Origin of the sequence: Bacillus cereus group sp. MYBK195-1 (assembly GCF_051916605.1) — a bacterium.
Classification (GTDB): Bacteria; Bacillota; Bacilli; order Bacillales; family Bacillaceae_G; genus Bacillus_A; species Bacillus_A cereus.
Genome location: NZ_JBQAGZ010000002.1, coordinates 348,456 through 371,935, shown reverse-complemented (window position 1 = coordinate 371,935; position 23,480 = coordinate 348,456). Strand labels below are relative to the sequence as shown.

Here is a 23,480-nt window from a genome sequence, read left to right as displayed (position 1 = left end):
ATCCCGCATTAACTGCCCGTAAAAACCCGATTGGTGAGAGCTGATAATCAGTGGGGGATGAATCCCTCCCACTGATTAAAGTTTCACTTTATCACTTCGTTAATTGATGCCTAAATGCATAAATAACCGCCTGAGTACGATCACTTACATTCAATTTATTTAATATATTACTCACATGTGTCTTTACCGTTTTCAGTGCAATAAATAACTCGTCCGCAATCTCTTGATTACTTTTCCCCTCTGCAATTAATAACAAAATCTCAAACTCTCTTTCCGTTAAATCATCATGCAAAGGTTGCTCTTTCTTTTGACGCATACGGGACATCATTTTCCCGGTAACTTTTGGCTCTAATACTGTTTCTCCATCATAAGTAGCTCGTACAGCATCAGCAATATCACTTGCCCTTGATGTTTTTAATAAGTAACTGGTCGCCCCAGCCTCAATAACAGGATACAATTTTTCGTCATCTAAAAAGCTTGTTACAACTACAATTTTTGCTTCTGGCCATTCTTGAATAATAGCACGTGTTGCTTCGACACCATCCATCTCATCCATAACAAGGTCCATTAAAATAATATCCGGTCTTAATTGCAATGCTAATTCTGATCCTTTTCTTCCATTCTCAGCTTCTCCTACTACTTCAATATCTGGCTGTGTAGATAAATATGCCGATACACCCATACGAACCATTTCATGATCATCGACAAGCAATACTTTTATCATACTTCTCCCCCTCTCTCAATCATAATCGGTACTTTTACTTCTATTTGTGTACCTTTGGCCGGGAAACTAAGTACCTTGAGTGTCCCACCAATTTCATGAACACGCTCTTGCATCGATCTTAGGCCATATGAACCAGCCTTATTAACCCCTACTTCAAACCCAACGCCGTCATCAATGATTTTTAAAATCGCATATTGATCAATTTTTCGAAGGCGCACTTCTGTTTTCTTTGCCTTCGCGTGTCGCAACGTGTTTGATAGCGCTTCTTGCACAATACGGAATAAATGATCTTCTACACCTTTTTTTAATTCTATTGGCTCAATAAGCCATTCAATTTTCATATGTTGCTTTCGCGATAATTCCGTCAATAATTCCTCTATACCTTCTGTCAGTTTCTTACCTTCTAATTGTACAGGCCGTAAATGAAGAAGCAACGCTCTCATTTCTGATTGTGCATTTACAACCATATTTTCAACGAGCTGCAACTGCTTTTTTGTCGTTTCTGGAATTTCAGCTACTTGTTCATTAATAGCTGACATCATCATCGACATTGCGAAAAGCTGCTGACTTACTGAATCATGCAACTCCCTTGCTAAACGATGCCTTTCTTGAGAAATCGCTTCTTGTCTCATCTCTTCATTCCAATGAGCTCGTTCATTCGTTACTTTTTGAAAGAGTCCAGCTTGCTCCTCTAATCGACGAGCCAGAACGATTACTTTTCGTTCCACTTCATGAAATTCATCATCTGCAGTAAACGAAACATCGCTCGGAAAATTCCCTCGCTCTACTTCAAATAGAAACGTATTTAATCCTTGTATACGCTGCTCTATATAGTAACCGATTGCATATCCTACAATTCCCCCGATAAGTAAACTTGTAGTCATAATAAACAAGCCAATTGGAACAGAAGCGATGGATTCCTTCCATAATAAATCATACACTTGTTGCTCGCTTTTCCATACATATACAATTGTACAAATGAGTGCGATACTAACAGAGGACAACATAGAATAACGAATATACATCCACGAAATATTTTTTTGTTTCTTCATTATACTTTCCTCACTTCCGTGTCGCCTACGACAAGCGAAGAAATAATTTTAATACGACGAGGAGCCTCTTTATACTGCTCTGTTCTAAATGTAACATTGCGGTTAAACCCTGTCTCTTCATGACCTGGCAAGAGCACACGTCCGACAATAACAGAATGATTTAAAGAAAGTTCAATATCATATGGCACATATAAACGAATATTGCCAACGACACCCCGAATAACAATTACCGTTTCCCCTTCTGGAATCATAGCAGTCGTTAAATCTATTTCCACATCACAGGCACCATATTGAACATTAATATCCTCAAGTTCATAAATATGATCCATCATTCGTACATTGCCTACAAACATATTTTTTAAATATGTTTCTGTACGATATATTTGCTTCTCTTCGTCTATAATCCCTTTTTCTTTAATTTCAACCTTCATTGCTTTTTGCTGATGTCCTTGTTGAATCAATTGATAACCTATTAAAGCTAAACAAGCAAATACGACAAGAACAAATGCTGCTGATGAAAATAAGAAGAATAAAAATACGATACCACCAACAAATAAAAATACATTTCCCCGTACATAACGATTCTTTTTACGATAATGCCTTCCAAACATAAGCATAATAAATGCAAAAATGAGACCACCTGGTTCAAAATGTCCAAGTATCATATCAAGAAAAAGACCGAATCCAAATATGATGAGGAGCATCCCCATTAATTGTGTCTTTGAAAAATGTTTCTTCATTTCAGCTCCCCCCTTCTTGTCACATATACATAGAAGAAAAGGCATTGCTTTCCAACACCTTTTCTCCTATCACTATATCATAAGCCTGTTTTATAATATACCACTATTATTTTGTTAACTCTTTCGTTAACGATACATCATTCTTTTCTTTCATTTCACGCTCAAGTTTTGCAATTTTCATATCAAACGTGTCACGCTCATGCTCTTCATTCATACGAGTTTCTAAGTCACGAATATGATCTTCAATCTCTTCAAATCGTAAGAACGGATTATTTTCATCCATTTTATGCATCGCAGTATTCATACGACGATTTGCATGTGCCATATTTTCACGTGCCATTAGTTCCATGCGCTTTGCGTGCATTTCTTTTAATTTATTTTTCATTTCAGAAAGACGACGCTCTAACTCATCAATTTGCTCTACAACACCTGCATACATTTCTTCTAATCGAGTTACTTGCCCTTCATAATAAGCTACCTCTTCTAACGCACGTTCGTGCAATTGTAATTCGCCTGCTTCTTGAGCAATGATAGCTTGCTTTGATCTTTTATTAACGAAATAACGTGCTTGCTCAAGCTCACGAGCAAAATTAGATTTTAATGTTTTATGACGCCCAATTAACTTCTCAATTTTTGTTATTTCACGCTCACTATCACGTAAATATTGGTTTAACATCGCAATTGGATTTTTTCTTTCCTTCTCATCTAACACGTTATGAAAATCAGCTAAAATTGCATCGCGTACACGTCCGAATAAAGATTGTTTCATTATAAATCTTCCTCTCTTCTACTTTATTTATAATTTGATTTATTGTTTTAGTTTTTCATTAATTTGTTCCACTCATCTTCAAAGTTGCTATATGGTTTAGAACTTTCTGGAGCAGATTCAACAACTACATCTTTTTCTTTTTTCCACTCACGGTATCCGTAGTATAAAACCACTAAAGCAGCGATACCGATTAATGCTGGCGAATGAGAAAGTGCAATGGATAAACCGATTAAACCAACAATACCCCAAGCTAACTTTCCAAAAAATGATTTAGCTCGCACAAATGATTTATAGCTCCAATATACAACTCCTGCTCCGATTGCGAATCCTACAATACCAGCAAGACTACCAAGAGCAATTAAAGCCAAAATACCGGCTGCGATAAACGCTAGAAATTGTTTCATCTTGTGCTTGCCTCCCTTCGATTTGATACTCTTATCTTAACTAATTTTTCATCTTCCCATAACGAGCTTAAGAACCGTTTTTAACTCAGACTTAAGACCGAGTCATATTCAGCCCTTTACGCAAAAAAACGTGCAGAATCTATTCTCTGCACGTTTTTTAATTACTAACATTCATATTAAATTAAGCTGTTTTATGATACTCTTTTTTCTCAGCTACTTTCGAAAACCTTGGAAACCCAATTAAAATAGAAACAATCCCACATACTCCAACTAACATTGGATAAAATGCATATGGCAACAATTCAACCGGAGATAACGCTGCAAATCCTGCTGCCGTTAACATTTGGGCACCGTACGGAATTAATCCTTGCACACAACATGAGAAAAGATCTAATACACTCGCTGATTTACGAGGGTCTATTTCATATTGATCTGCAATATTTTTTGCAAGGGGTCCTGTAAAGATAATTGAAATCGTATTATTCGCTGTACACATATTCGTCATACTCACTAAACCAGCAATACCAAATTCCGCTCCTTTTTTCGAACGAATATTACGTGTTAATACATTCATCAAATATTGAATACCACCATTATATTGGATTAATTCAACCATACCGCCAATTAATATAGCAAGTAATACTAACTCCATCATACCGCCCATTCCAGTCGTTACACTTTTAAAGAAACTTTCTAACGTGTAACTTCCATCTATAAGACCGATAACACCAGATAGTACAGTTCCACCAGTTAATACAATAAGTACATTCCAGCCAAGTAGCGCTGTAATAAGTACTCCTGCGTACGGTAAAATCTTTATCCAATCAAAGTTATGTGCTTTAATGTGCGTGTCACTTCCTGAAGTAACTATTACTAATAGTACAATTGTAATAATAGCCGCTGGTAACACAATTAAAAAGTTCGTTTTAAACTTATCTTTCATTTCTGTTCCTTGTGAACGAACAGCTGCAATTGTTGTATCTGAAATAAATGATAAATTATCACCAAACATCGCTCCGCCAACAACAGTAGCCATTGCAAGCGCAATTGAGATATCAGTTTGACCACTAATACCTACAGCAATCGGCGCTAATGCTGCAATTGTTCCCATTGAAGTTCCCATCGCTAATGAAATAAATGCACCAATAACAAAGATTCCAGCTACGATAAATCCTGGCGGTAAAATAGTTAACGCTAAATTAACAGTTGAGTCTACTCCGCCCATTCCTTTAGCAGTTTCAGAAAATGCACCTGCAAGCACAAAAATTAATACCATAATCATAATATCCGGATTTCCTGCACCTTTAGCGAACCGCTCTACTTTCACATTAAAACTTTCTTTACGATTCATCACTAAAGCGACTCCTACAGCAATTGAAATCGCTACAAGTATCGGCAATTTATAGAAATCACCTGTAATAATTCCAGAACCAATAAATAGCGCCAAAAATATCCCAAGTGGTAATAAAGCTAAACCATTTTCTCTCGTTTCTTTCAAAGTACCATCTCTCCCTAGTTTCAACCTTTTTCTAATGAATAACAAAAGACCTCTTCCGATGAGAAGAGGTCTTATACATCTATAAGAAACACTCTTCTCATCTTTCAAGCACACGCTTGCTGGATTTGGCACAGCACTCTGAAATCGAGTCCGCTGCCGAGGCATCGTAGGGCCAGTCCCTCCGCCTCTCTTTATAAGAAGGTTTCATATTTATTTTTTAATAATAATTTCTTCCCTAACTTTACTCGCTTACAAAACAAAAGTCAATTATTTTTTGTATAGATTTTTTTGGTAATTATACAAAAATTTGAATACAACAATCATTTCAACTTTTCTATTTCTTCTTTCAATATTGAAATCCAATAAAATTTACTATTTTTTATTGTTGCTAATATCCATTTCGTAGTATACCAAGCTAACTCATACTCTTCCTTCGTGACATCGCCACTTTTATAAGCATACTCTAGCTCCTCTTCATCTAATACATACACCTTACCGCTAGGTAATAATACTACATCTAAATATAAATCATCAAAATACGGTAAACCACGATCGTCTATTTTATATTCTTTCGCCACATCTATATAATATTGCACTAATTTTTTCTGATCATCTAACATAGCGGTAATCGCAAAGTTTTTCCCGTCTATGAAATATTGAATCCACGTATACTGATCCGCTGCAATACAAAGTTCTTCACCATCATATTCTTTACAACTAGGCTCTCTCACCTTTTTTATATCCAGTATTCCGAGCATTCCCTCTTCCATTTGCTTAACCGTATAACTCTTTTCTATTAGTCTCTTCCACGAAGAACCGTCACCATATTTTCGTTTCATTATGTCTGCTCCTCTTCTATATACAGAAAAGCTCCCACATATTATGTGAGAGCTTGTTCATATTATAATTAAGCCGCTTGACCCTTTTCAGAAATCTCTTTTAAATAAGCTTGTCCTTTTTCAGCGTCATATTGACCTTCCCACTTAGACATAACTACAGCTGCTAAAGAGTTTCCTACAACGTTAACTGCTGTACGAGCCATATCTAAAATACGGTCAATACCAGCAATGAACGCTAAGCCTTCAGGTGGAATACCTACTGTACCAAGTGTCGCTAATAATACAACGAATGATACGCCCGGTACACCTGCGATACCTTTTGATGTAACCATTAATACAAGCAATAATGTAATTTGTTGTGTAATAGATAAATCAATACCGTACATTTGCGCTAAGAAAATAGCCGCAATTGCTTGATATAAAGTTGATCCATCTAAGTTAAATGAATAACCTGTCGGAATAACGAAAGATGTAATTGCTTTCGGACAACCGAATTTCTCCATTTTCTCCATGATTTTTGGTAAAACTGTTTCTGAGCTTGCTGTAGAATACGCTAAGATCAGCTCGTCTTTTAAAATCTTAAAGAATTGGAAAATGTTGATTCCAAATATTTTCGCTGTAAGTCCTAAGACAACTACGACGAAGAAGATCATTGCCCCATATACGACAATTAGTAATTTCCCTAATGGAATTAATGAAGCAAGACCAAATGTAGAAACTGTAACACCAATTAGTGCAAACACACCAAATGGTGCAAATTTCATAACTTGGTTTGTTACGTAAAACATTGCGTCAGCTACACCTTGGAAAAATTGAAGAACTGGTCTTCCTCTTTCACCAATTGCTGCTACACCTAAACCAAATAGTACAGAGAAGAAGATAATAGCAAGCATATCTCCGTCAGCCAATGACTTCATAATGTTCGTTGGAACAATATTTACAAACGTATCTGCAAATGAATGACTTTGTACTTGCTCTGTCGTATGTGTATATTTCGAAATATCTGTCTTTGTTAACTGCTCCATATTTACGCCTTTTCCTGGTTGGAAAATATTCGCTATTAATAGACCAACAATAATTGCAATTGTTGTAATAATTTCAAAGTAAAGAATTGTTTTTCCGCCTAGTCGACCTAGTTTTTTAACATCGCCAACACCAGCAACCCCAACAACAATACTTGCTACAACAATCGGTACAACGATCATTTTAATTAATCGGATGAAAATATCACCAATTGGTTGTAAGTACTTCACAACAGCTGGATTATCAAAGAAAATCGCCCCAACCGCAATACCAAGCGCAAGCCCTATTAATATTTGCCATGCAAGTCCTATTCTTTTCATATTTGTTGTAACCCCCTCTTCGATGTGTCACTCTATCTCTCATTCTATCTCTATAAAACTAAGAAATTAAGAGTATTACATATTATTCGACAATTCACTACATTTTGTCCCTGTTAAAAATCATAAATCAAAAATTTAAATCTGACAACAAAATAACTTTGCCCGAACACAAATAATTTTCTTGACAAAAAGCAGACCTATGTCAGAAAACCTAACATGAGAACGATTCCTCACTAGTGTTTTATTAGCTTTCCAAGTAATATTTTACCTCATAAAAACGATTACTTTCCTTCTTCATTTTACAGATTAATTCCAAAATATACCTTTGTTACACATATGAATAAAATGTATGTACTATGACAATTACAGTTGAAAAATGATAAATTCCGACAAAACTTAGCAATTTTATAAAGTTTTCTTTACATTATGATTACAACGATAGACACTCTTCTTCTTATGATATATAACATTCATAGAGAAAGGAGTCAGACAACTATGAAAAAGAAATTTGCAGCGTTTAGTGTTTTAGCAGCAGGAACGATTTTTGCTTCCCCGTTACTTTCACCCGTATACGCTGAAACAAATCAAGATAAATTATCTAACATTCAATCTGAATTAGAAGGCAAACAAAGTGACTTACAAAATAAATCAGTCGAGAAAGAACAAATAGAAAAAGAAATTCAAGAATTACAGAAGAAAATTGATGAATTAACTACTTCTATTAATAAAAACGAAGCTGAATTAAACGATACAAAAAAAGAAATTAGCAAAACTCAACAAGTAATTGCTGACAAAAAGAAACATATAGAACAATTACAAACAAACATAGATACACGTCAGGAAGTTATTAAACAACGATTACAATCTATGCAAGAAAAACCTCGTACAAATATCATTACAGAGGTACTAACAAATTCTTCAAATATTGCCGATCTTGTTGATAATATGTACTCCGTAAGTTTAATATTAAACAACGATACAGATATTGTAAAAAAACAAACATCTGATCAAAATGCTGTAACTACAGAAAAAGAGGCTGTTGAGAAAAAAGAACAACAACTGAAAGAATCTGAGCAAAAACTAGAACAAAAACAGCAAGAATTACAAAATAACCAACAACAGCAACAAACTCTTATTAACGATCTACATACGAAAGTAGCAAAAGTAGATTCAGAGATTGAAGGATTAGAAGAATCCAAAGGCATTTTAGAAAATCAACGTCAAGCTGTGCAAAAAGCAATTGAAGAAGAAAAACGGGCCGAAGAAGCTCGTAAAGCGGAAGAAGCCCGCCAGGCAGAAGAGGCCCGCAAACAACAAGCTACTAAATCTGCTCAAGCAACTCAAGCAGCTCCAACACCACATGATACAAACATCGGTGGCTTTATCAAACCAGCAGCTGGATCAAAAACTTCCGGATTTGGTGTACGTTCTTTAGATAACCATAAAGGAATTGACATCGCTGCTTCGGGAACGGTTCCAATTATCGCCGCTGCAGATGGCGTTGTTATTCGTTCAGAATTATCATCTAGTTACGGAAACGTAGTGTATTTATCTCACCGTATAAACGGAAAAACATATACGACAGTATATGCTCATATGAATAGCCGTTCTGTATCGAATGGACAAACTGTAAAACAAGGCGATCAGCTTGGATTTATGGGGAACACGGGCCAATCATACGGACAACATTTACACTTCGAACTTCATCTTGGAGAATGGAATGTCGGCAAGACAAACGCAGTTGACCCATCTCCTTATATCGGATTATAAAAAACCTCGGTGCCTACCGAGGTTTTTTATTTACACTTCACACAATATAGGCATTCTACATAGACTATAACTAAATGCCTATAGTTTACGGGGTGATCAATATGAATACGCAATTACAACAAAAAATAGAAGAAGCTAGAGAGACGTATATTGGCCGGATATTTACATTTGGCGGCTCAGTGTTATTTTTAATCGGTTCATTCCTTGCAGTCACTACAGCCTATAAAGCATATAATCGTTTATTACACTCATCAACATCCACATAAAAAAAGACGGGAGATCCCCGCCTTTTTTTATGCAAACATTTTAAATACACCTATCGCATTTAAAAATACAATTATTACAGTTACCGGAATAACATAACGAAGTAAGAAGAACCAAATGTTAAATAACGTTTTCCCCTTCGTTTCCGTCACTTCTAATTCTTTCATCAATAACTCTTTACTCATTTTATTTGGTACAAATAATGAAATAGCTAGTACTCCTAACGGCAGCAATACGTTACTTACCGAAAAGTCAACTAAATCAAAGAATGTTTTCCCGAATATTTTCACGTCACTCATAATCCCAAATGATAAAGCTGATGGAATACCGACTGCAAAAATAAGAATACCGATTAATAATGATGCTGACGGACGCTTCTTCTCATTACCTTTCGCAACAGATGCTACTACAATTTCAAGCATTGAAATTGCTGATGTTAAAGTCGCAAAGAAGAATAAAATTAAAAACATAATAAAGAAAAATTGACCAAATGGTATTTTTGCAAATACTGCCGGAAGGACGATAAACAGTAATCCTGGTCCTTCAGTTGGTTTTACTCCTAATGCGAAAATCGCTGGGAAAATTGCTAATCCTGCAAGTACTGTAACAAAAACAGTTAAACTTACAATAGATGTTGCTGATTTCGCTAAATGTTCCTCTTTCTTTAAATACGAACTATACGTGACCATTACTGAGGCACCTACTGTTAGTGAGAAGAAAGATTGTCCCATCGCGTATAAAATCGTATCTGCTGTAAGCTTTGAAAAATCTGGCTTTAAGAAGAACTCTACTCCAGCAAAAGCACCATCGAGTGTTAACGCACGAACAATAATCGCAATAAATAAAATAAATAATAGCGGCATCATGTACTTACTTGCCTTTTCTATACCTTTCTCTACACCTTTACTTACGACAAAAATTGTACAAAGCATAAAGATAAATTGTGCTCCAATCGCACTTAACGGATTTGAAATCGTTTCACCGAACAATTGTCCATAATCAGCTGCTCTATTCCAGAAACTTCCTGTCACACTATAATATAAATAAAGTAAAATCCATCCACCTACAACACTATAAAAAGATAGTACACTAAAACAAGTAACAACTCCCATACGACCAATCCAAGGATATACTTTGCTATTTGGTACTAGTACTTTATAAGCTGTAACGGCCTCTTTTTGCGTGCTACGTCCAATAACAAACTCCGCTATTAAAAGAGGCATACCTATAAATAAAGTTAATAGTAAAAATACAAGGAAGAATGCGCCTCCCCCGCCATTACCTGCAACATATGGAAATTTCCATATCGCACCAAGACCTACTGCGGCTCCGGCTGCTGCGAGTACAAAGCCTATTTTCGACGTCCATTGCTGTGTTTCTTTCATCATAAATTCTCCTTTTCTGAATATTTAAACTTTTGTTAATTATACACTTTCATTTCATACTCGCACACCTCCTTTAGAAAATAAAAAAGTCCCCTACACGCAAATATGCATGTAGAGGACGATATATGTAATATAAATACCGTGGTACCACCTCAATTGGATTGATAAATCCCACTTGTTCAAGTACAGGAATAATTCCGATACTCTATCCTTTTAACGGCGGAACCCGGGTTGCCTACTACAATGTTCAACATACCTCTCGCAAGCCCATTCTGTATATTTTATCGTACCGGGCTCCCACCTAACCCCAGCTCTCTGAACGCATCAAATATACGTACTCTTCTTGCTCATCGATTTCATCTATTGAAGTTACTTGTGATTATAAATTATATTTTTATATTTGTAAAGCGCACTTTATCTTTTATTATTTTAAAATCTTTTCCTCTAATTCTCGTAAAAAACTTTCTCTTTTCCCCTCGTTTTGCACATATACTGATTTCAACACTTCTTGGAGCAATATATTTCGTTCCCTCTTTTCTAACTGTAAATCTTTTAACTTCAACCTTACTTCATATAAAAAATCTAAATACGATTCATATGTCTCATCATATTTATTTGCAATATCATCTCGAATTTTTTTTGCGAGCTTCGGGCTCGCTCCCCCAGTAGAAACTGCTATATTAAGTGAACCACGATGAATCGCTGCCGGAAAATGAACATTACCACTTTCCGGATTTGTAATAACATTTACTAATTGATTCTCAGCGGCATCTTCAGCAACTTGTTCATTTAATATTGAATCACTACTCGCTGCAACAACTAAAAAAGCACTTTTAATATCACTTTTTTCATATTCTCTTTGATACCAACGAATTTTCTTTTCTTCCACAAGTTTTACTAAATTCGCATCTAATTCTGGACTGATCACAACTATATCCGCACCCTGTTTGAGTAAAGGAATAATTTTAAATCCTGCAACTTTTCCCCCGCCAATAACAACAACGCGTTTCTCATTAACTCGCACTGTAAGTGGATACATACTGATCTCCTTTCAATAACTCCGTCGTTTTCTGAATTAACATATCTTGAAACGCTTCATTCTTCCCTAAATATGGACTGATTTTTATCTCTTCCAATTCATGTTGGCGCACTTCTTTCTCAATATGTTTCATAAGTAAACCTGTAAATAACAAGTAAGGCAGTACAACGATGTTCTTTTCTTTTCGTTCTACTACTTCCTTTAACTTCTTCTCAAATTTTGGCTCTGCAGCCGCTAAATAACAAACTTCTACTTTTTTAACCTTCTCTTTTGTTTGAAATAAAGAAGCAATCCAGTTTATATCTCTTAATACTTCAGGATCACTACTCCCTCTTGCAACGAGAAGTAACGTCACTTCATTTTTATCTTCCTGTTCGATGCCACTTCCGCTATACACCGATTTAACAAGTGTTTCTGATACACCAAACGGATTACCATAAGTCACTTTAACATTTGGATATTGATTCTTGAGCTTTACCAATTCAAACGGAATATCTTTCTTCACATGACCTGCCGCTAATAAAAAAACAGGGATAGCAATAATCTCTGTGGCCCCACGCTTCACACATGTACGAAAACCATCTTCAATAGAAGGATTCGCTAACTCTAAAAAACAAACTTCTTGAATAGTCGCTTCTATACGGCTCATACACGATGTAATAAATTGAATCGCCTCTTCTTTCGCTGTCTTCAAACGACTTCCATGACATATATATAAAACGGCTTTCATTTTACAACACTCCACTTACTTGATAAGCATTTTCTGTCTGCTTCTCAAACCAATGAATTTTTTCTCTAAAACGGACAACTTCTCCAATTACAATCATGCTCGGATTTTGAATTTGCTCTTTTTTCGCAACATCTACAATTGTCCCTAACGTTCCAACAACTGTGCGTTGCATAGACGTCGTCCCCTGCTCAATAATAGCAGCTGGCGTACTTTTATCTTTTCCATGCTTCATAAGTTGCTCACATATGTAGGGCAAATTACTAACCCCCATATATACCGCTAAAGTCTCTACACCTTTCGCTAAACTTTCCCATTTCACTTCTTCTTCAGCACCTTCTTTCCTATGCCCAGTCACAATAGCAAAACTTGCACTTGCATCACGGTGCGTCACTGGAATGCCCGCATAAGCAGGAGCAGCTATTCCAGCTGAAATACCAGGAATGATTTCAAATGGTACACCTTGCTTTGCTAATGCTTCAGCTTCTTCTCCCCCTCTACCAAACACAAATGGATCGCCGCCCTTAAGCCTCGTTACAACTTTTCCTTTTTTCGCATACTTAATAAGAAACGTGTTAATTGTCTCTTGCTTCATCGTGTGATAATTCGGGAGTTTTCCGCAATAAATTAAATCCGCGTCAGGCTTTGCGTGTGAAAGCAGCTCTTTATTCACAAGTCGGTCGTATAAAATAACATCTGCCTTCTCAATACATTTCAACCCTTTAACAGTAATTAAATCTGGATCGCCAGGACCCGCTCCAACAATATAAACCTTTCCCATCATCTCTCCTCATTTCTTCTATTAAAATGAAACTTCCATTCGTATATAAGAATGGAAGTTTTTATTTTTTCGTATTACTGATCTCTACTCATGGATAACAAATGCCGCACCTTTTCGAATCTTCTTTTTTTCAAACAAAGAAATCTCTTTTACCTCTGGCAACGGTAAAAAATGCTTTTCAAGCTCAATCTCCGCAAGCTTAAATGCCTGTTCTTCACTTTGAGCAACAACAACTATCGGAACAATATCACTCACTAATACAGCTTCAAATCGATATAAATCCATATCGTCCCTCCTAAGACGCTATTACTTCTTCTAGCACGTTATTTAACGCTATTTGTAATGTATCTACACCAACACGACCTACAAAATCATAAAATGTTTCGGCTGGTAATTTATTCTCTTTGAAATAACTTATAAATGATGCGAGTACATCAGGTAGATCCTCGCCATCTATTTTTCCTTTTAACTTTTGATTGTAGGCACCGCCATCTAATAATGTTCCACCTACGTATATTTCAAACGCTTCAACAATGCCTTTTTCCTTCGTTTTCATTTTCACACCTTGTAACCCAATGTCAGCAATTTGACGTTGACCACATGAATTCGGGCAGCCTACCATATGAATTCGAACTGGAACATCGAGTGCAATTTGTGTATCTAAGTATTCTGCAATTTTTCGTAATCTTTCTTTCGTTTCTACTAGTGCAAGATTACAATATTCAATACCGGTACATGAAACCGCATGACCAATAAATGATTTCGGGCTAGCAGATATCGCTTCAAACAGCGGTTCACTAAGTAATCCTTTTACATTTTCCGGAGGAACGTTCGGAATAATGAAGTTTTGCGAGTTACATGTACGAATTTGTCCATTTCCATATTGCTTTGCGATTCTTGCAATCTCAAACATTTCTTCTGCATGTAAACGACCTACCGGTACATTAAAACCTACATATTTTAATCCCTCTTGTTTTTGGTCTTGAACACCATAAAAATAGCCTGCATTCCATCCTTTGAGTGCACTTTCCCCTTTACTTTGTAAAGGCCCTGTATACTCTATTAGTTTCTCTTTAAATTTCTCTGCTCCCCAGTCCGCAACAAGAAATTTCAACCGAGCTAAATGACGTTTCTCACGATATCCAAAATCACGGAATATAGTAGCAATCGCAATCGCCACCGCCTTCACTTCTTCTGGTAAAACGAATACATCTAATTCCTCAGCTAAATACGGACGGGCTGATAATCCTCCACCTACTTTTATATGAAAACCAACTTTTTTCTCACCATCTATTTCTTTCGTAGCAGGTGTAAATGCAACACAGTTAATCTCTGCGTTTGCTGAGTTATAAATATTAGAGCTAATAGACATTTTAAATTTACGTGGTAAATTAGAAAACTCTTCATTATGCTGGAAGTAATCGTATACTTCTTTTACAATATGCGTTGTATCAAATAATTCATTTGCATCAATGCCAGCAAGCGGATTACCTGTAATATTACGCGTTATATCACCACACGCTCCAGCTGAAGACAATCCAACTCTCGCTAATCTATTAAAAATATCTGGAATTTGATGAATTTCTAACCAATGAAACTGAATCGCTTGTCTCGTCGTAATATCTATTACATCACGTCCATAATCTTCAGCGATAGAAGCAAGTACTTCTGCCTGTGCATTTGTAATAATCCCTGACGGAATATTTACCCGCATCATAAAATAACCAGCTTCTTTCGGTCTTTGTAAATACAAGCCTGCCCATTTAAAGGCATCCCACTCTTCTTTCGGAATAGATTCGAAACCATTTTCCGCATAGTAAGGAATATCATTAAAAATTTCTAAGCCATCTTTTTCTAATTTATTTTTCTCGGTCTGATTTAATTTTTCATTGTTAGCCCATACTTTTTCATAACTCATTGTTTATCCCCCTATATAAAACTACGCTCTTGTAAGTACTTCACGATTTGTTCTGCACATTCTTCAATAGAATATTTGTGCGTTTCTACAATTAATTCCGCTTGCTCTGGCTCTTCATAAGGCGAATCAATACCTGTGAAATCCTTAATGTCACCTTTTCTTGCCTTTTTATAAAGCCCTTTCGGATCACGTTTCTCACACTCTTCAATCGGACACTTCACAAAAATTTCAATAAATTCATCTGCCGCTAATAAATCTCTTACTTGTTTACGGTCTACTCGAAATGGTGAAATAAATGCTGTAAGGACAACTGTTCCTTGATCTACAAATAACTTTGCCACTTCGCCAATACGTCTTATATTTTCCATGCGATCACTTTCAGAAAATCCTAAGTCTTTATTTAAACCGTGACGAATGTTATCCCCATCCAGCACATAATTTCCAATATTCTTTTCAAACAGTTTACGAGCGACCGCATTCGCTACTGTAGATTTACCCGAAGCTGATAAACCAGTAAACCAAATTACAAAACTGTGATGTCCATTCTTCGCTCTTCTCTCATCTTTTGAAACCGACGCTGTATGCCAAGTAATATTCGTATCCATCTCGTTCTCTCCCTATTCTGTTACTACTGCTTTTTTCAATCCTTTAATTAGTACTTCCACTACTTCTTTACGACTAAATGTACTCGGCGGAATCTCACCGTTTCTTAATAATTCTCTTACTTTTGTACCCGATAAAATAACATGATCTTCTTTTCCGTGCGGACATGTTTTCGTTGAAGCCATCGCTTCACATTTCGTGCAGTAAAAACTATGTTCAAAGAATAGTGGTGTAATTCCTAACTCTTCTATCGTAAAATTCGTGAAAATTTCTTGCGCTTCATAAGTACCGTAATAATCTCCTACCCCTGCATGATCGCGCCCTACTATAAAGTGGGTACATCCAAAATTCTTTCTTACTAACGCATGAAATATCGCTTCCCTTGGTCCTGCGTAACGCATGGCAGCAGGAAATACACTTAAAAAGACACGCTTTTTCGGATAATAGTTTTGAAGGAGTACTTCATAGCTTTCCATTCTTACATCAGCAGGAATATCATCCGATTTCGTTTCTCCAACGAGCGGATTTAAAAAGAGACCATCTACAATTTCAAGAGCAGACTTTTGGATATACTCATGGGCACGATGTACCGGGTTTCTCGTTTGAAACCCGACCACTGTTTTCCACCCACGTTTTTTAAATTCTTCCCTCGTTTCAATTGGGTCTAAATGATAAGAAGGAAATTGATTATTTTCAAAGCGTTTTGTTAGAATAATAGTTCCTCCAACGTAAACGTTTGGTCGTTCATATAATTTTTCCACTCCTGGATGAGCCCCATCCGTTGTTTTATATACAAGTAACGCTTCTTTTTCTTTATCTGGTACAAAAATATCTTCTATTTGAATGACACCATATATATTTCCATTGTTGACAAGCTTTACTTCCTCTCCAACTTTCAGGCTTTCTGCGACTTTTTCTGTTACAGGTAATGTAATTGGTATACTCCACACACTACCATTTGCTAAACGAAGCGTTTCTACGACTGAATCATAATCTTCCTTCCCTAAAAAACCAGTAAGGGGGCTATATCCACCTGTCGCCAATAGTTCTAAATCACTTAACGCAATATTGTCTAACTTAATTTCTTTTTCAATTTGTGATACGTCATATGCCTCATCTATACGGTTTACTAATTCGTTTACTATGCTCATTTTTCTATATCCTCTCTTAGCTTTATTTCAAGATTCATCTTATTGATAATGAAGACCACATTCAGTTTTCACTTTTCCAGCCCATCTACCATCTCTTGAATCGCCACCATCCCCAACAGGTAACGTACATTTCTCACACCCAATACTTGGATAACCAATATCATGCAACGGGTTATACGGCAAGCTATGTTTGTATACATATCGCCAAACTTCTTTCCACGTCCAATGAATGAGTGGACAAACTTTAATAGATTGAAAACGATGATCTTGATTTATAAACTTTGTATGCTTACGTGTTTCTGATTGTTCCCTTCTTAAGCCTGATATCCATGCTTTTTCCACTACTAATGATTTTTCTAAAGGTAAAATTTTTCTAATCTTACAACAAAGATTCGGATTGCTCTCCCACAGTTTTTCACCATGCAACTTCGCCTGTTCATCAAGTGTAAGTTCTGGCTGTTTTTCTATAATATTCAATGAAGGAAATCTTTCCCGCACTTTCCGAATTAATTCATACGTTTCTTGAAAATGAACATTTGTATCCAAAAATACGACTTTAGCATATGGATTTACTTGGTTTATAAGGTGCAGCAATACCATACCTTCCACCCCAAAGCTACATGCGTAGACAATTTCATCTTTATACTCTCCATAAGCCCACTTTAATACTGATAGTGCGCCTTTTGTTTCGTCTTCTTCCGAAAATGAAACAACATTTTCTTCCCACGTTTCATACGTCAACATGTTTTTTCCCCCTGTAAAAGCAAAAAGACGGTTTTAACCTAATGAAAATAGGTTAAAACCGCCTCTAGTTTTTCTAGTCAGCGCTTTTCACTTTAAACGTACTTTTTCACTTTTCTCTAACTGAATTACTTTTCCATCTTGCACAACAATTGTAATTGAACCATATTTCATATCAGCAAGCATCGCTTCAATCTTCTCGGATACTTCATCAAAATGTTCCCGTACACTCACGCAAACAGCCCCCCTTTTTATTCATAAAAAAAATCTTTCCCATTTCGAAAAGACTGTTCGGTAATATATTTTACCTTATCTTTCAAAATGGATCCCATTTTGCTGGATTTAGCACCTTGCTTTCTATAAGCAGGTTGCCGAGCTTCTTCGGGCCAGTTCCCTCCGCTTCTCTTGATAAGCTTTGTATTTGTATTTTATCACAATTCTGATTTTTTTCAATCCTAGTTTTCCGATATATTTTAATTATTTTATTTTATAAAAAAGGAATTGCCCATACGAACAACTCCTTTTCCTATTTAGACAAGCTCTTTAATACGTATGCGATCGTTCCCAATAATATTTTCATATGTTTCACGTTCCACAACTACTTGCGATGTTCCGCCTTTTGCAAAGACAACAGCTGGTCTTCGAATCCGATTGTAATTATTCGCCATCGAGTACCCGTATGCTCCTGTACAGGAAACTGCTAGTAAATCAGAAGCAGCGACTTTCGGTAAATGAATATCCCAAATCAACATGTCTCCAGTCTCACAGCATTTCCCGGCAATCGAAACGAGTTCCTCATTCTCATCATTCCCTCGATTCGCTAACATCGCTTCATAACGCGCGCTATATAAAGCTGGTCTTAAATTATCTGTCATTCCACCATCGACTGATACATATTTCCGAATACCAGGAATATCTTTCACAGATCCAACTGTATAAAGTGTTGTCCCAGCATCACCTACAATGCTACGGCCTGGTTCAACCCATATTTCTGGCAATGGATATTCACATACAGTAAATTGTTCTCTCACTGCACTTGTTACAGCTCGCACATATGTCTCAAGAGTTAATGGTGTATCTGACTCTGTGTAACGTATTCCAAATCCTCCGCCTACATTTAACACTTTTACTACATAGTTTGTTTGCTCTCTCACTTCTTCTAAAAATTGGCGAAGAACTTCAATCGCTCGAACAAAACCAGCTGTTTCAAATATTTGTGATCCAATATGTGAATGGATCCCTAGCACATTATAATTGGATTTTTGTACAGCAAATCTAATTGCCTGCATCGCTTGACCGTTTGAAACGCCAAATCCAAATTTCGAATCATCTTGACCTGTTGTAATATATTCATGTGTGTGCGCCTCTACTCCAGGCGTTACACGAATTAATATGTTCACAAATTTCCCATGTTGCATCGCTAAATCGTGTAAAACTTCTAATTCAAAGAAGTTATCTACGACAAAACAACCGATATTCGCCTGAAGAGCCATCACTATTTCTTCTTCTGTTTTATTATTTCCATGAAAATGAATACGTGATGCCGGAAATCCTGCTTGGAGCGCAGTATATAATTCTCCCCCAGAAACAACGTCTAATGACATACTCTCTTCACGAGCTACTCGGCACATCTCCATGCACAAGAACGCCTTGCTTGCATATGCTACTTGATAAGAGAAACCACTTTCTTTAAAAGCACGATGAAATGCTCGGCATTTTCCTCGGATAGACTCTTCATCGTATACATAAAGTGGTGTTCCGTATTGCTTTGCTAGCTGCGTCGTATCGCACCCTCCAATTTCTAAGTGTCCTTGCCCATTAATTCGGCTTGTGCCGTGTAAATACATTTAAATTCCTCCCTTATTTCCTCTAAAACTCATAACCCCAATCTTCTATTCATTGCAGCACGCTTTTAGATAGACAAAAAACGCGCGGAACAATGTTCACACGCGTTTCTTATTAGGAAAAATATATATTGAAAAAATAAACGAGTTGTTATCTCCTCAAAATAAGAAACCGCATCAACATCTCCAAATAGCTCTCCATAAAATAAATATTATGACAGTACTACATTTATTCAATGCAGTCCCAATATATGAATAAGATGGTTATTCTTATATTTCGGCAATAGTCCCTTTCAACCTATGATCACAGATTCCATTAAATCTCCCATAGCTTACTCTTTCCTATCGCGGCCTCTACCTTTGAGAGTAGATGAGGTAAGTCTATTTAATTTTCAAACATCTAATTGTTGCTATTAACAATACCAAAGGACCATTTTATTTGTCAAACAATTTTTTATATTGTTTTTTTGCAGTTTAATTTCGTATCGTCTGGTAAGCGCTTTACTAATACCTTTGTTACTTCCCATTCGCCTTCTTCGTTATTAAATGTAATCGTTACCTTCTCAAATGGTGGAGCAATTTTCCCAGCAACACGTTCATACTTTGTCACTTCAATACTTGCTTGAAATAAATATGTACCGCTATACACTTTTTTTAAACTAATAATTTTAGGACATTGATAAGGTTTCAAACTTCCATATTGTTTTTCAATTGCTTTATTTATTTTTGGAAATAAAACAGAATAAAGTGCATCTTCCATAAGAGGTGCATCATATTGGGCTACCGACACACTCGGTGAAGTAAAAAATATAACACTACTGCATGCTATAAAACATAATAATTTTCGCATTATAACCTCCGTATTATCACGCGATTCTTTCTGCGTACGATAATTATCATACATAGAAATTCTGTTTTATTGTCTCCCACCACTCTTTTTCTACTCGATTATTATAAAAAAGCCCACAACCTTCTTTTATTTTCGTATAATGATACTCATAGTATAATAATCATAATAACAAAGGACTGTTCGTATATATAAAATGAGTCGTTAAGCAAACTGACTCTCAAGAACTGTCATGCTTTTTAGGAGAGGAGTATATTATGCTACAACATCTGTTTCCAAAACTGCGATTTGCACTCGTTGCAGTCGTTTTACTATGGATTAAAACATATATTGTGTACAAGCTAGCATTTGATATTAAAATTGATAATTTCTTTGAAGAATTCATGCTTTTTATCAATCCACTAGCTGCGTTACTTTTATTTTTCGGCTTAGCTTTACTTGCATCTAAGCACCGAAACCGAATTATAATTGGAATCAGTTTTATACTGTCATTTATTTTATTTGGAAACGCAATGTTTTATGGGTTCTATAACGATTTCGTTACTTTCCCGGTTTTATTCCAAACAAACAATATGGCTGATTTAGGGACAAGTATAAAAGAACTCTTTACGTACAAAACATTACTTTTATTTGCAGATGCAATTATTTTAATGTTTATTTCGCGTAAATTCCCATCATTTGGGGACAAAACACCACTTTCCCGCTCAGAGAAGCGAACTTTCTTTAGCGGTGTAACAGCTTTATTAGCACTACAAATTGTTGTATCAGTTATTTATAAACCACAAATGTTCTCACGCTCATTTGACCGTCAAACTGTCGTGAAGAATTTAGGTTTATACACATATCATCTATTTGATATTACGCTTCAATCCAAGTCCTCAGCTGAGCGTGTATTTGCAAGTGGGGATGGGTTTTCTGAAATTAAAAACTATACAGACTCAAAAGACAAACAAGTTGATAAAAACTTATTTGGAGCTGCAAAAGGTAAAAATGTAATTTTAATTTCAATGGAATCTACACAAAGCTTTGTTATTAATAAAAAAATAAATGGAAAAGAAATTACACCATTTTTAAATGAATTTATTAAGGATAGTTTCTATTTCGATAACTTCTATCATCAAACTGGACAAGGTAAAACTTCTGATGCTGAATTTATCGTTGAAAACTCACTTTATCCGCTAGATCGTGGTTCTGTATTCTTTACTCATGCAACAAATGAATACACAGCGACACCAGAACAATTAAAGAAATACGGATATTCTTCTGCCGTCTTCCATTCAAATGATAAAACGTTTTGGAATCGGGATGTAATGTATCCTGCGCTTGGATATGATCGTTACTTTAATTTAAATGATTACGCAGGAACGGAGCAAATGTCTGTCGGTTGGGGATTAAAAGATAAAGAGTTCTTTGAACAATCTATTCCAAAGTTAAAATCTTTACCGCAACCGTTCTATACAAAATTTATTACATTAACAAATCATTTTCCATTTCTTCTAAATCCGGAAGATCAATATGTTGATGAATTCAACTCGGAAAGTGGTGTTGTAAACCGCTACTTCCCAACTGTTCGTTACACAGATGAAGCTCTTAAATTATTTATTAAACAATTAAAAGAAGAAGGATTGTATGATAATTCCGTTATTGTCATCTATGGTGATCATTACGGTATTTCCGAAAACCATAACGCAGCTATGGCACAGTTCCTAGGAAAAGATACTATTACACCATTCGATTCTATGCAATTACAACGAGTCCCTCTTATTATTCATGTGCCTGGCCAAGAAGGAAAAGTTGTTTCTAAAGTATCCGGTCAAATTGATATTAAGCCAACGCTCCTTCATTTACTTGGTATTAAAACAAATAAATCCGTTGAATTTGGAACTGACTTATTTATTAAAGAGAAAGACCCGCTTATGGTAATGCGTGATGGTAGCTTTGTTTCTGAAGAGTATGTTTATACAAAAAATATGTGCTACAAAAGAAGTACGGGTGAAGAAGCTGACATGACGCTATGTCAGCCGTATATTGAAAAAGCAAAAACAGAATTAAAACTCTCCGATAAATTAATTTATGGAGATTTATTACGCTTCGATCCTAATAATCGATATAAAACTGGAACGATGACAACGAAATTTGAATAGTAAAGGAAGCAACTTTATACAAGTTGCTTCCTCTTTTTATTTTCACTTAATTTTCAAACCATCCTTCTATGAAATCTTTCACAAATTGGTAATTTCTTTCGTATGAGGAATAAATTTATGGTATGATAAAATAAGTAAACTTTCATACACTAATTAAGAATTTATTACAGAAAGCAAGGGATCAGATTTTGTATAGAGCAGCTATTCCAAACTTATTTACGCTCGGAAATTTATATAGCGGATTTTTATCAATCGGCTATGCATCTTTAGGATATTATAAATCAGCTGCTATTTTAGTACTTATCGGGATGATGTTAGATAGTCTTGATGGTCGTGTTGCTCGTTTATTACGTGTTGATTCACAAATGGGAAAAGAGCTCGACTCGCTTGCAGATGTCGTAACATTTGGTGCAGCACCAGCTGTTTTAATGTATTACACATCTTTCTCAAACTACGGAATCATCGGATTATACATAGCGGGATTATTCCCTCTTTTCGGAGCATATCGTTTAGCACGATTTAATGTAACACCATCTTCTACTTCAATGAAATATTTCACTGGAGTACCGATTACAGCAGCGGGAGGGCTTGTTGCTTTCTTAACGTTATTTTCACATACCATTCCAAAAATCGTTCTTATTACCGTATTTGTAACGTTCGCATTTTTAATGGTGAGCCGCATTCGTATCCCAAGTTTAAAAGATGTACCAATTCCACGATATAGCATCATTATTACACTATTTTTAGTTGGAATCATTATTACAATGTATCAAACAGGATTTGGAAATTTTTCTGTTTTCTTATTCATTGCCATTCCACTATATATTTTGTACATGTTATCTCAATTCATTAGACAAAGACCGTCTAAAAAAACAAATAAAGAAAAATAAGAAAACC

General features: G+C 35.8%; 24 protein-coding genes, 3 riboswitches and 1 other annotated feature. Of the genes, 4 read left to right on the top strand and 20 right to left on the bottom strand.

The features are described from left to right. Positions 1-91 precede the first annotated feature (91 nt). From ACTFRY_RS11585 to gltP, 8 genes are all read right to left on the bottom strand, one after another. The gene (locus tag ACTFRY_RS11585) at positions 92-724 is read right to left on the bottom strand and encodes a response regulator (RefSeq protein ID WP_000598707.1); all 633 of its coding nucleotides are present in this window, start codon (positions 722-724) and stop codon (positions 92-94) included. Continuing rightward, positions 721-1,776 (bottom strand): sensor histidine kinase, encoded by a 1,056-nt coding sequence (locus ACTFRY_RS11580; RefSeq protein WP_000744334.1) that lies wholly within the window; start codon positions 1,774-1,776, stop codon positions 721-723. The genes ACTFRY_RS11585 and ACTFRY_RS11580 overlap by 4 nt, the downstream gene beginning before the upstream one ends. Next, entirely contained in the window at positions 1,776-2,516 is a 741-nt protein-coding gene (liaF, locus tag ACTFRY_RS11575) for a cell wall-active antibiotics response protein LiaF (RefSeq protein WP_000716095.1), read from the bottom strand. Before liaF ends, ACTFRY_RS11580 begins: the two co-directional genes overlap by 1 nt. 106 nt (positions 2,517-2,622) lie before the next feature. After that, positions 2,623-3,285: a PspA/IM30 family protein gene (locus ACTFRY_RS11570; protein WP_000814133.1), complete on the bottom strand. Its 663-nt coding sequence runs from the start codon at positions 3,283-3,285 to the stop codon at positions 2,623-2,625. Positions 3,286-3,332: 47 nt separating this feature from the next. Further along, positions 3,333-3,689 carry a lmo0954 family membrane protein gene (locus ACTFRY_RS11565; RefSeq protein WP_000808640.1) on the bottom strand — a complete coding sequence of 119 codons (357 nt, stop codon included), beginning with the start codon at positions 3,687-3,689 and terminating at the stop codon, positions 3,333-3,335. 181 nt (positions 3,690-3,870) lie between these two features. Beyond that, positions 3,871-5,187 carry a Na+/H+ antiporter NhaC family protein gene (locus tag ACTFRY_RS11560; protein ID WP_000665465.1) on the bottom strand — a complete coding sequence of 439 codons (1,317 nt, stop codon included), beginning with the start codon at positions 5,185-5,187 and terminating at the stop codon, positions 3,871-3,873. A 94-nt stretch (positions 5,188-5,281) separates the two neighbouring features. Continuing rightward, a riboswitch (SAM riboswitch) is annotated at positions 5,282-5,387 on the bottom strand. Positions 5,388-5,507: 120 nt separating this feature from the next. Continuing rightward, complete coding sequence (locus ACTFRY_RS11555) at positions 5,508-6,026, bottom strand: DUF402 domain-containing protein (RefSeq protein WP_086392137.1); 519 nt, start codon at positions 6,024-6,026, stop codon at positions 5,508-5,510. A 68-nt stretch (positions 6,027-6,094) separates the two neighbouring features. Then, a complete protein-coding gene (gene gltP / locus ACTFRY_RS11550; RefSeq protein WP_000821130.1) occupies positions 6,095-7,369 on the bottom strand; it encodes a glutamate/aspartate:proton symporter GltP in 1,275 nt (424 codons plus the stop codon). Between the two features lie 495 nt (positions 7,370-7,864). Between gltP and ACTFRY_RS11545 the strand changes: the two genes are divergently transcribed. Next, entirely contained in the window at positions 7,865-9,139 is a 1,275-nt protein-coding gene (locus ACTFRY_RS11545; RefSeq protein ID WP_000726081.1) for a murein hydrolase activator EnvC family protein, read from the top strand. A gap of 101 nt (positions 9,140-9,240) precedes the next feature. Next, on the top strand, positions 9,241-9,405 hold the full coding sequence (locus ACTFRY_RS11540) for a hypothetical protein (RefSeq protein ID WP_001096002.1): 165 nt from the start codon (positions 9,241-9,243) through the stop codon (positions 9,403-9,405). A gap of 27 nt (positions 9,406-9,432) precedes the next feature. On the opposite strand, the gene ACTFRY_RS11535 is transcribed toward ACTFRY_RS11540, so the two are convergent. The 12 genes from ACTFRY_RS11535 to ACTFRY_RS11480 form a co-directional block, all read right to left on the bottom strand. Further along, on the bottom strand, positions 9,433-10,788 hold the full coding sequence (locus ACTFRY_RS11535; protein ID WP_000665441.1) for a sodium-dependent transporter: 1,356 nt from the start codon (positions 10,786-10,788) through the stop codon (positions 9,433-9,435). Positions 10,789-10,899: 111 nt separating this feature from the next. Then, positions 10,900-11,148: a binding site (T-box leader), on the bottom strand. A 64-nt stretch (positions 11,149-11,212) separates the two neighbouring features. Further along, on the bottom strand, positions 11,213-11,827 hold the full coding sequence (locus tag ACTFRY_RS11530) for an NAD(P)-binding protein (RefSeq protein WP_000283365.1): 615 nt from the start codon (positions 11,825-11,827) through the stop codon (positions 11,213-11,215). Continuing rightward, positions 11,802-12,557, bottom strand: a complete 756-nt coding sequence (locus ACTFRY_RS11525; RefSeq protein ID WP_000648890.1) for a sirohydrochlorin chelatase — start codon at positions 12,555-12,557, stop codon at positions 11,802-11,804. Before ACTFRY_RS11525 ends, ACTFRY_RS11530 begins: the two co-directional genes overlap by 26 nt. A 1-nt stretch (position 12,558) precedes the next feature. Continuing rightward, the gene (gene cobA / locus ACTFRY_RS11520; RefSeq protein WP_000521255.1) at positions 12,559-13,335 is read right to left on the bottom strand and encodes a uroporphyrinogen-III C-methyltransferase; all 777 of its coding nucleotides are present in this window, start codon (positions 13,333-13,335) and stop codon (positions 12,559-12,561) included. An 84-nt stretch (positions 13,336-13,419) separates the two neighbouring features. Further along, positions 13,420-13,620, bottom strand: a complete 201-nt coding sequence (locus ACTFRY_RS11515) for a DUF3906 family protein (protein WP_000366918.1) — start codon at positions 13,618-13,620, stop codon at positions 13,420-13,422. 10 nt (positions 13,621-13,630) lie between these two features. Beyond that, positions 13,631-15,253, bottom strand: a complete 1,623-nt coding sequence (locus ACTFRY_RS11510) for a nitrite/sulfite reductase (RefSeq protein WP_000119607.1) — start codon at positions 15,251-15,253, stop codon at positions 13,631-13,633. A gap of 11 nt (positions 15,254-15,264) precedes the next feature. Continuing rightward, positions 15,265-15,858, bottom strand: a complete 594-nt coding sequence (gene cysC / locus ACTFRY_RS11505; protein ID WP_000380494.1) for an adenylyl-sulfate kinase — start codon at positions 15,856-15,858, stop codon at positions 15,265-15,267. 12 nt (positions 15,859-15,870) lie between these two features. Next, complete coding sequence (sat, locus tag ACTFRY_RS11500) at positions 15,871-17,007, bottom strand: sulfate adenylyltransferase (RefSeq protein WP_000029483.1); 1,137 nt, start codon at positions 17,005-17,007, stop codon at positions 15,871-15,873. 39 nt (positions 17,008-17,046) lie between these two features. Then, on the bottom strand, positions 17,047-17,751 hold the full coding sequence (locus ACTFRY_RS11495) for a phosphoadenylyl-sulfate reductase (RefSeq protein ID WP_000959010.1): 705 nt from the start codon (positions 17,749-17,751) through the stop codon (positions 17,047-17,049). 87 nt (positions 17,752-17,838) lie between these two features. Further along, the gene (locus tag ACTFRY_RS11490) at positions 17,839-17,982 is read right to left on the bottom strand and encodes a YezD family protein (RefSeq protein ID WP_000116158.1); all 144 of its coding nucleotides are present in this window, start codon (positions 17,980-17,982) and stop codon (positions 17,839-17,841) included. 72 nt (positions 17,983-18,054) lie between these two features. Beyond that, a riboswitch (SAM riboswitch) is annotated at positions 18,055-18,163 on the bottom strand. 115 nt (positions 18,164-18,278) lie between these two features. Beyond that, positions 18,279-19,595: a diaminopimelate decarboxylase gene (gene lysA, locus ACTFRY_RS11485; protein ID WP_098616294.1), complete on the bottom strand. Its 1,317-nt coding sequence runs from the start codon at positions 19,593-19,595 to the stop codon at positions 18,279-18,281. 180 nt (positions 19,596-19,775) lie between these two features. Further along, positions 19,776-19,957, bottom strand: a riboswitch (Lysine riboswitch). 89 nt (positions 19,958-20,046) lie between these two features. Next, a complete protein-coding gene (locus ACTFRY_RS11480; protein WP_001228751.1) occupies positions 20,047-20,442 on the bottom strand; it encodes a DUF3888 domain-containing protein in 396 nt (131 codons plus the stop codon). Between the two features lie 254 nt (positions 20,443-20,696). Here ACTFRY_RS11480 and ACTFRY_RS11475 point away from each other — a divergent pair, with 254 nt between their 5' ends. After that, complete coding sequence (locus ACTFRY_RS11475; RefSeq protein WP_000939082.1) at positions 20,697-22,583, top strand: LTA synthase family protein; 1,887 nt, start codon at positions 20,697-20,699, stop codon at positions 22,581-22,583. A 188-nt stretch (positions 22,584-22,771) separates the two neighbouring features. Continuing rightward, positions 22,772-23,473, top strand: coding sequence for a CDP-diacylglycerol--serine O-phosphatidyltransferase (gene pssA, locus ACTFRY_RS11470; protein ID WP_000285418.1), 702 nt, complete (start codon positions 22,772-22,774; stop codon positions 23,471-23,473). The last annotated feature ends 7 nt before the right edge of the window (positions 23,474-23,480 follow it).

Coding starts and splice junctions, on each gene's coding strand:
- ACTFRY_RS11585 (WP_000598707.1), bottom strand. CDS start 724: ATGATAAAAGTATTGCTTGTCGATGATCATGAAATGGTTCGTATGGGT.
- ACTFRY_RS11580 (WP_000744334.1), bottom strand. CDS start 1,776: ATGAAGAAACAAAAAAATATTTCGTGGATGTATATTCGTTATTCTATG.
- liaF (WP_000716095.1), bottom strand. CDS start 2,516: ATGAAGAAACATTTTTCAAAGACACAATTAATGGGGATGCTCCTCATC.
- ACTFRY_RS11570 (WP_000814133.1), bottom strand. CDS start 3,285: ATGAAACAATCTTTATTCGGACGTGTACGCGATGCAATTTTAGCTGAT.
- ACTFRY_RS11565 (WP_000808640.1), bottom strand. CDS start 3,689: ATGAAACAATTTCTAGCGTTTATCGCAGCCGGTATTTTGGCTTTAATT.
- ACTFRY_RS11555 (WP_086392137.1), bottom strand. CDS start 6,026: ATGAAACGAAAATATGGTGACGGTTCTTCGTGGAAGAGACTAATAGAA.
- gltP (WP_000821130.1), bottom strand. CDS start 7,369: ATGAAAAGAATAGGACTTGCATGGCAAATATTAATAGGGCTTGCGCTT.
- ACTFRY_RS11545 (WP_000726081.1), top strand. CDS start 7,865: ATGAAAAAGAAATTTGCAGCGTTTAGTGTTTTAGCAGCAGGAACGATT.
- ACTFRY_RS11540 (WP_001096002.1), top strand. CDS start 9,241: ATGAATACGCAATTACAACAAAAAATAGAAGAAGCTAGAGAGACGTAT.
- ACTFRY_RS11535 (WP_000665441.1), bottom strand. CDS start 10,788: ATGAAAGAAACACAGCAATGGACGTCGAAAATAGGCTTTGTACTCGCA.
- ACTFRY_RS11530 (WP_000283365.1), bottom strand. CDS start 11,827: ATGTATCCACTTACAGTGCGAGTTAATGAGAAACGCGTTGTTGTTATT.
- ACTFRY_RS11525 (WP_000648890.1), bottom strand. CDS start 12,557: ATGAAAGCCGTTTTATATATATGTCATGGAAGTCGTTTGAAGACAGCG.
- cobA (WP_000521255.1), bottom strand. CDS start 13,335: ATGGGAAAGGTTTATATTGTTGGAGCGGGTCCTGGCGATCCAGATTTA.
- ACTFRY_RS11515 (WP_000366918.1), bottom strand. CDS start 13,620: ATGGATTTATATCGATTTGAAGCTGTATTAGTGAGTGATATTGTTCCG.
- ACTFRY_RS11510 (WP_000119607.1), bottom strand. CDS start 15,253: ATGAGTTATGAAAAAGTATGGGCTAACAATGAAAAATTAAATCAGACC.
- cysC (WP_000380494.1), bottom strand. CDS start 15,858: ATGGATACGAATATTACTTGGCATACAGCGTCGGTTTCAAAAGATGAG.
- sat (WP_000029483.1), bottom strand. CDS start 17,007: ATGAGCATAGTAAACGAATTAGTAAACCGTATAGATGAGGCATATGAC.
- ACTFRY_RS11495 (WP_000959010.1), bottom strand. CDS start 17,751: ATGTTGACGTATGAAACGTGGGAAGAAAATGTTGTTTCATTTTCGGAA.
- lysA (WP_098616294.1), bottom strand. CDS start 19,595: ATGTATTTACACGGCACAAGCCGAATTAATGGGCAAGGACACTTAGAA.
- ACTFRY_RS11480 (WP_001228751.1), bottom strand. CDS start 20,442: ATGCGAAAATTATTATGTTTTATAGCATGCAGTAGTGTTATATTTTTT.
- ACTFRY_RS11475 (WP_000939082.1), top strand. CDS start 20,697: ATGCTACAACATCTGTTTCCAAAACTGCGATTTGCACTCGTTGCAGTC.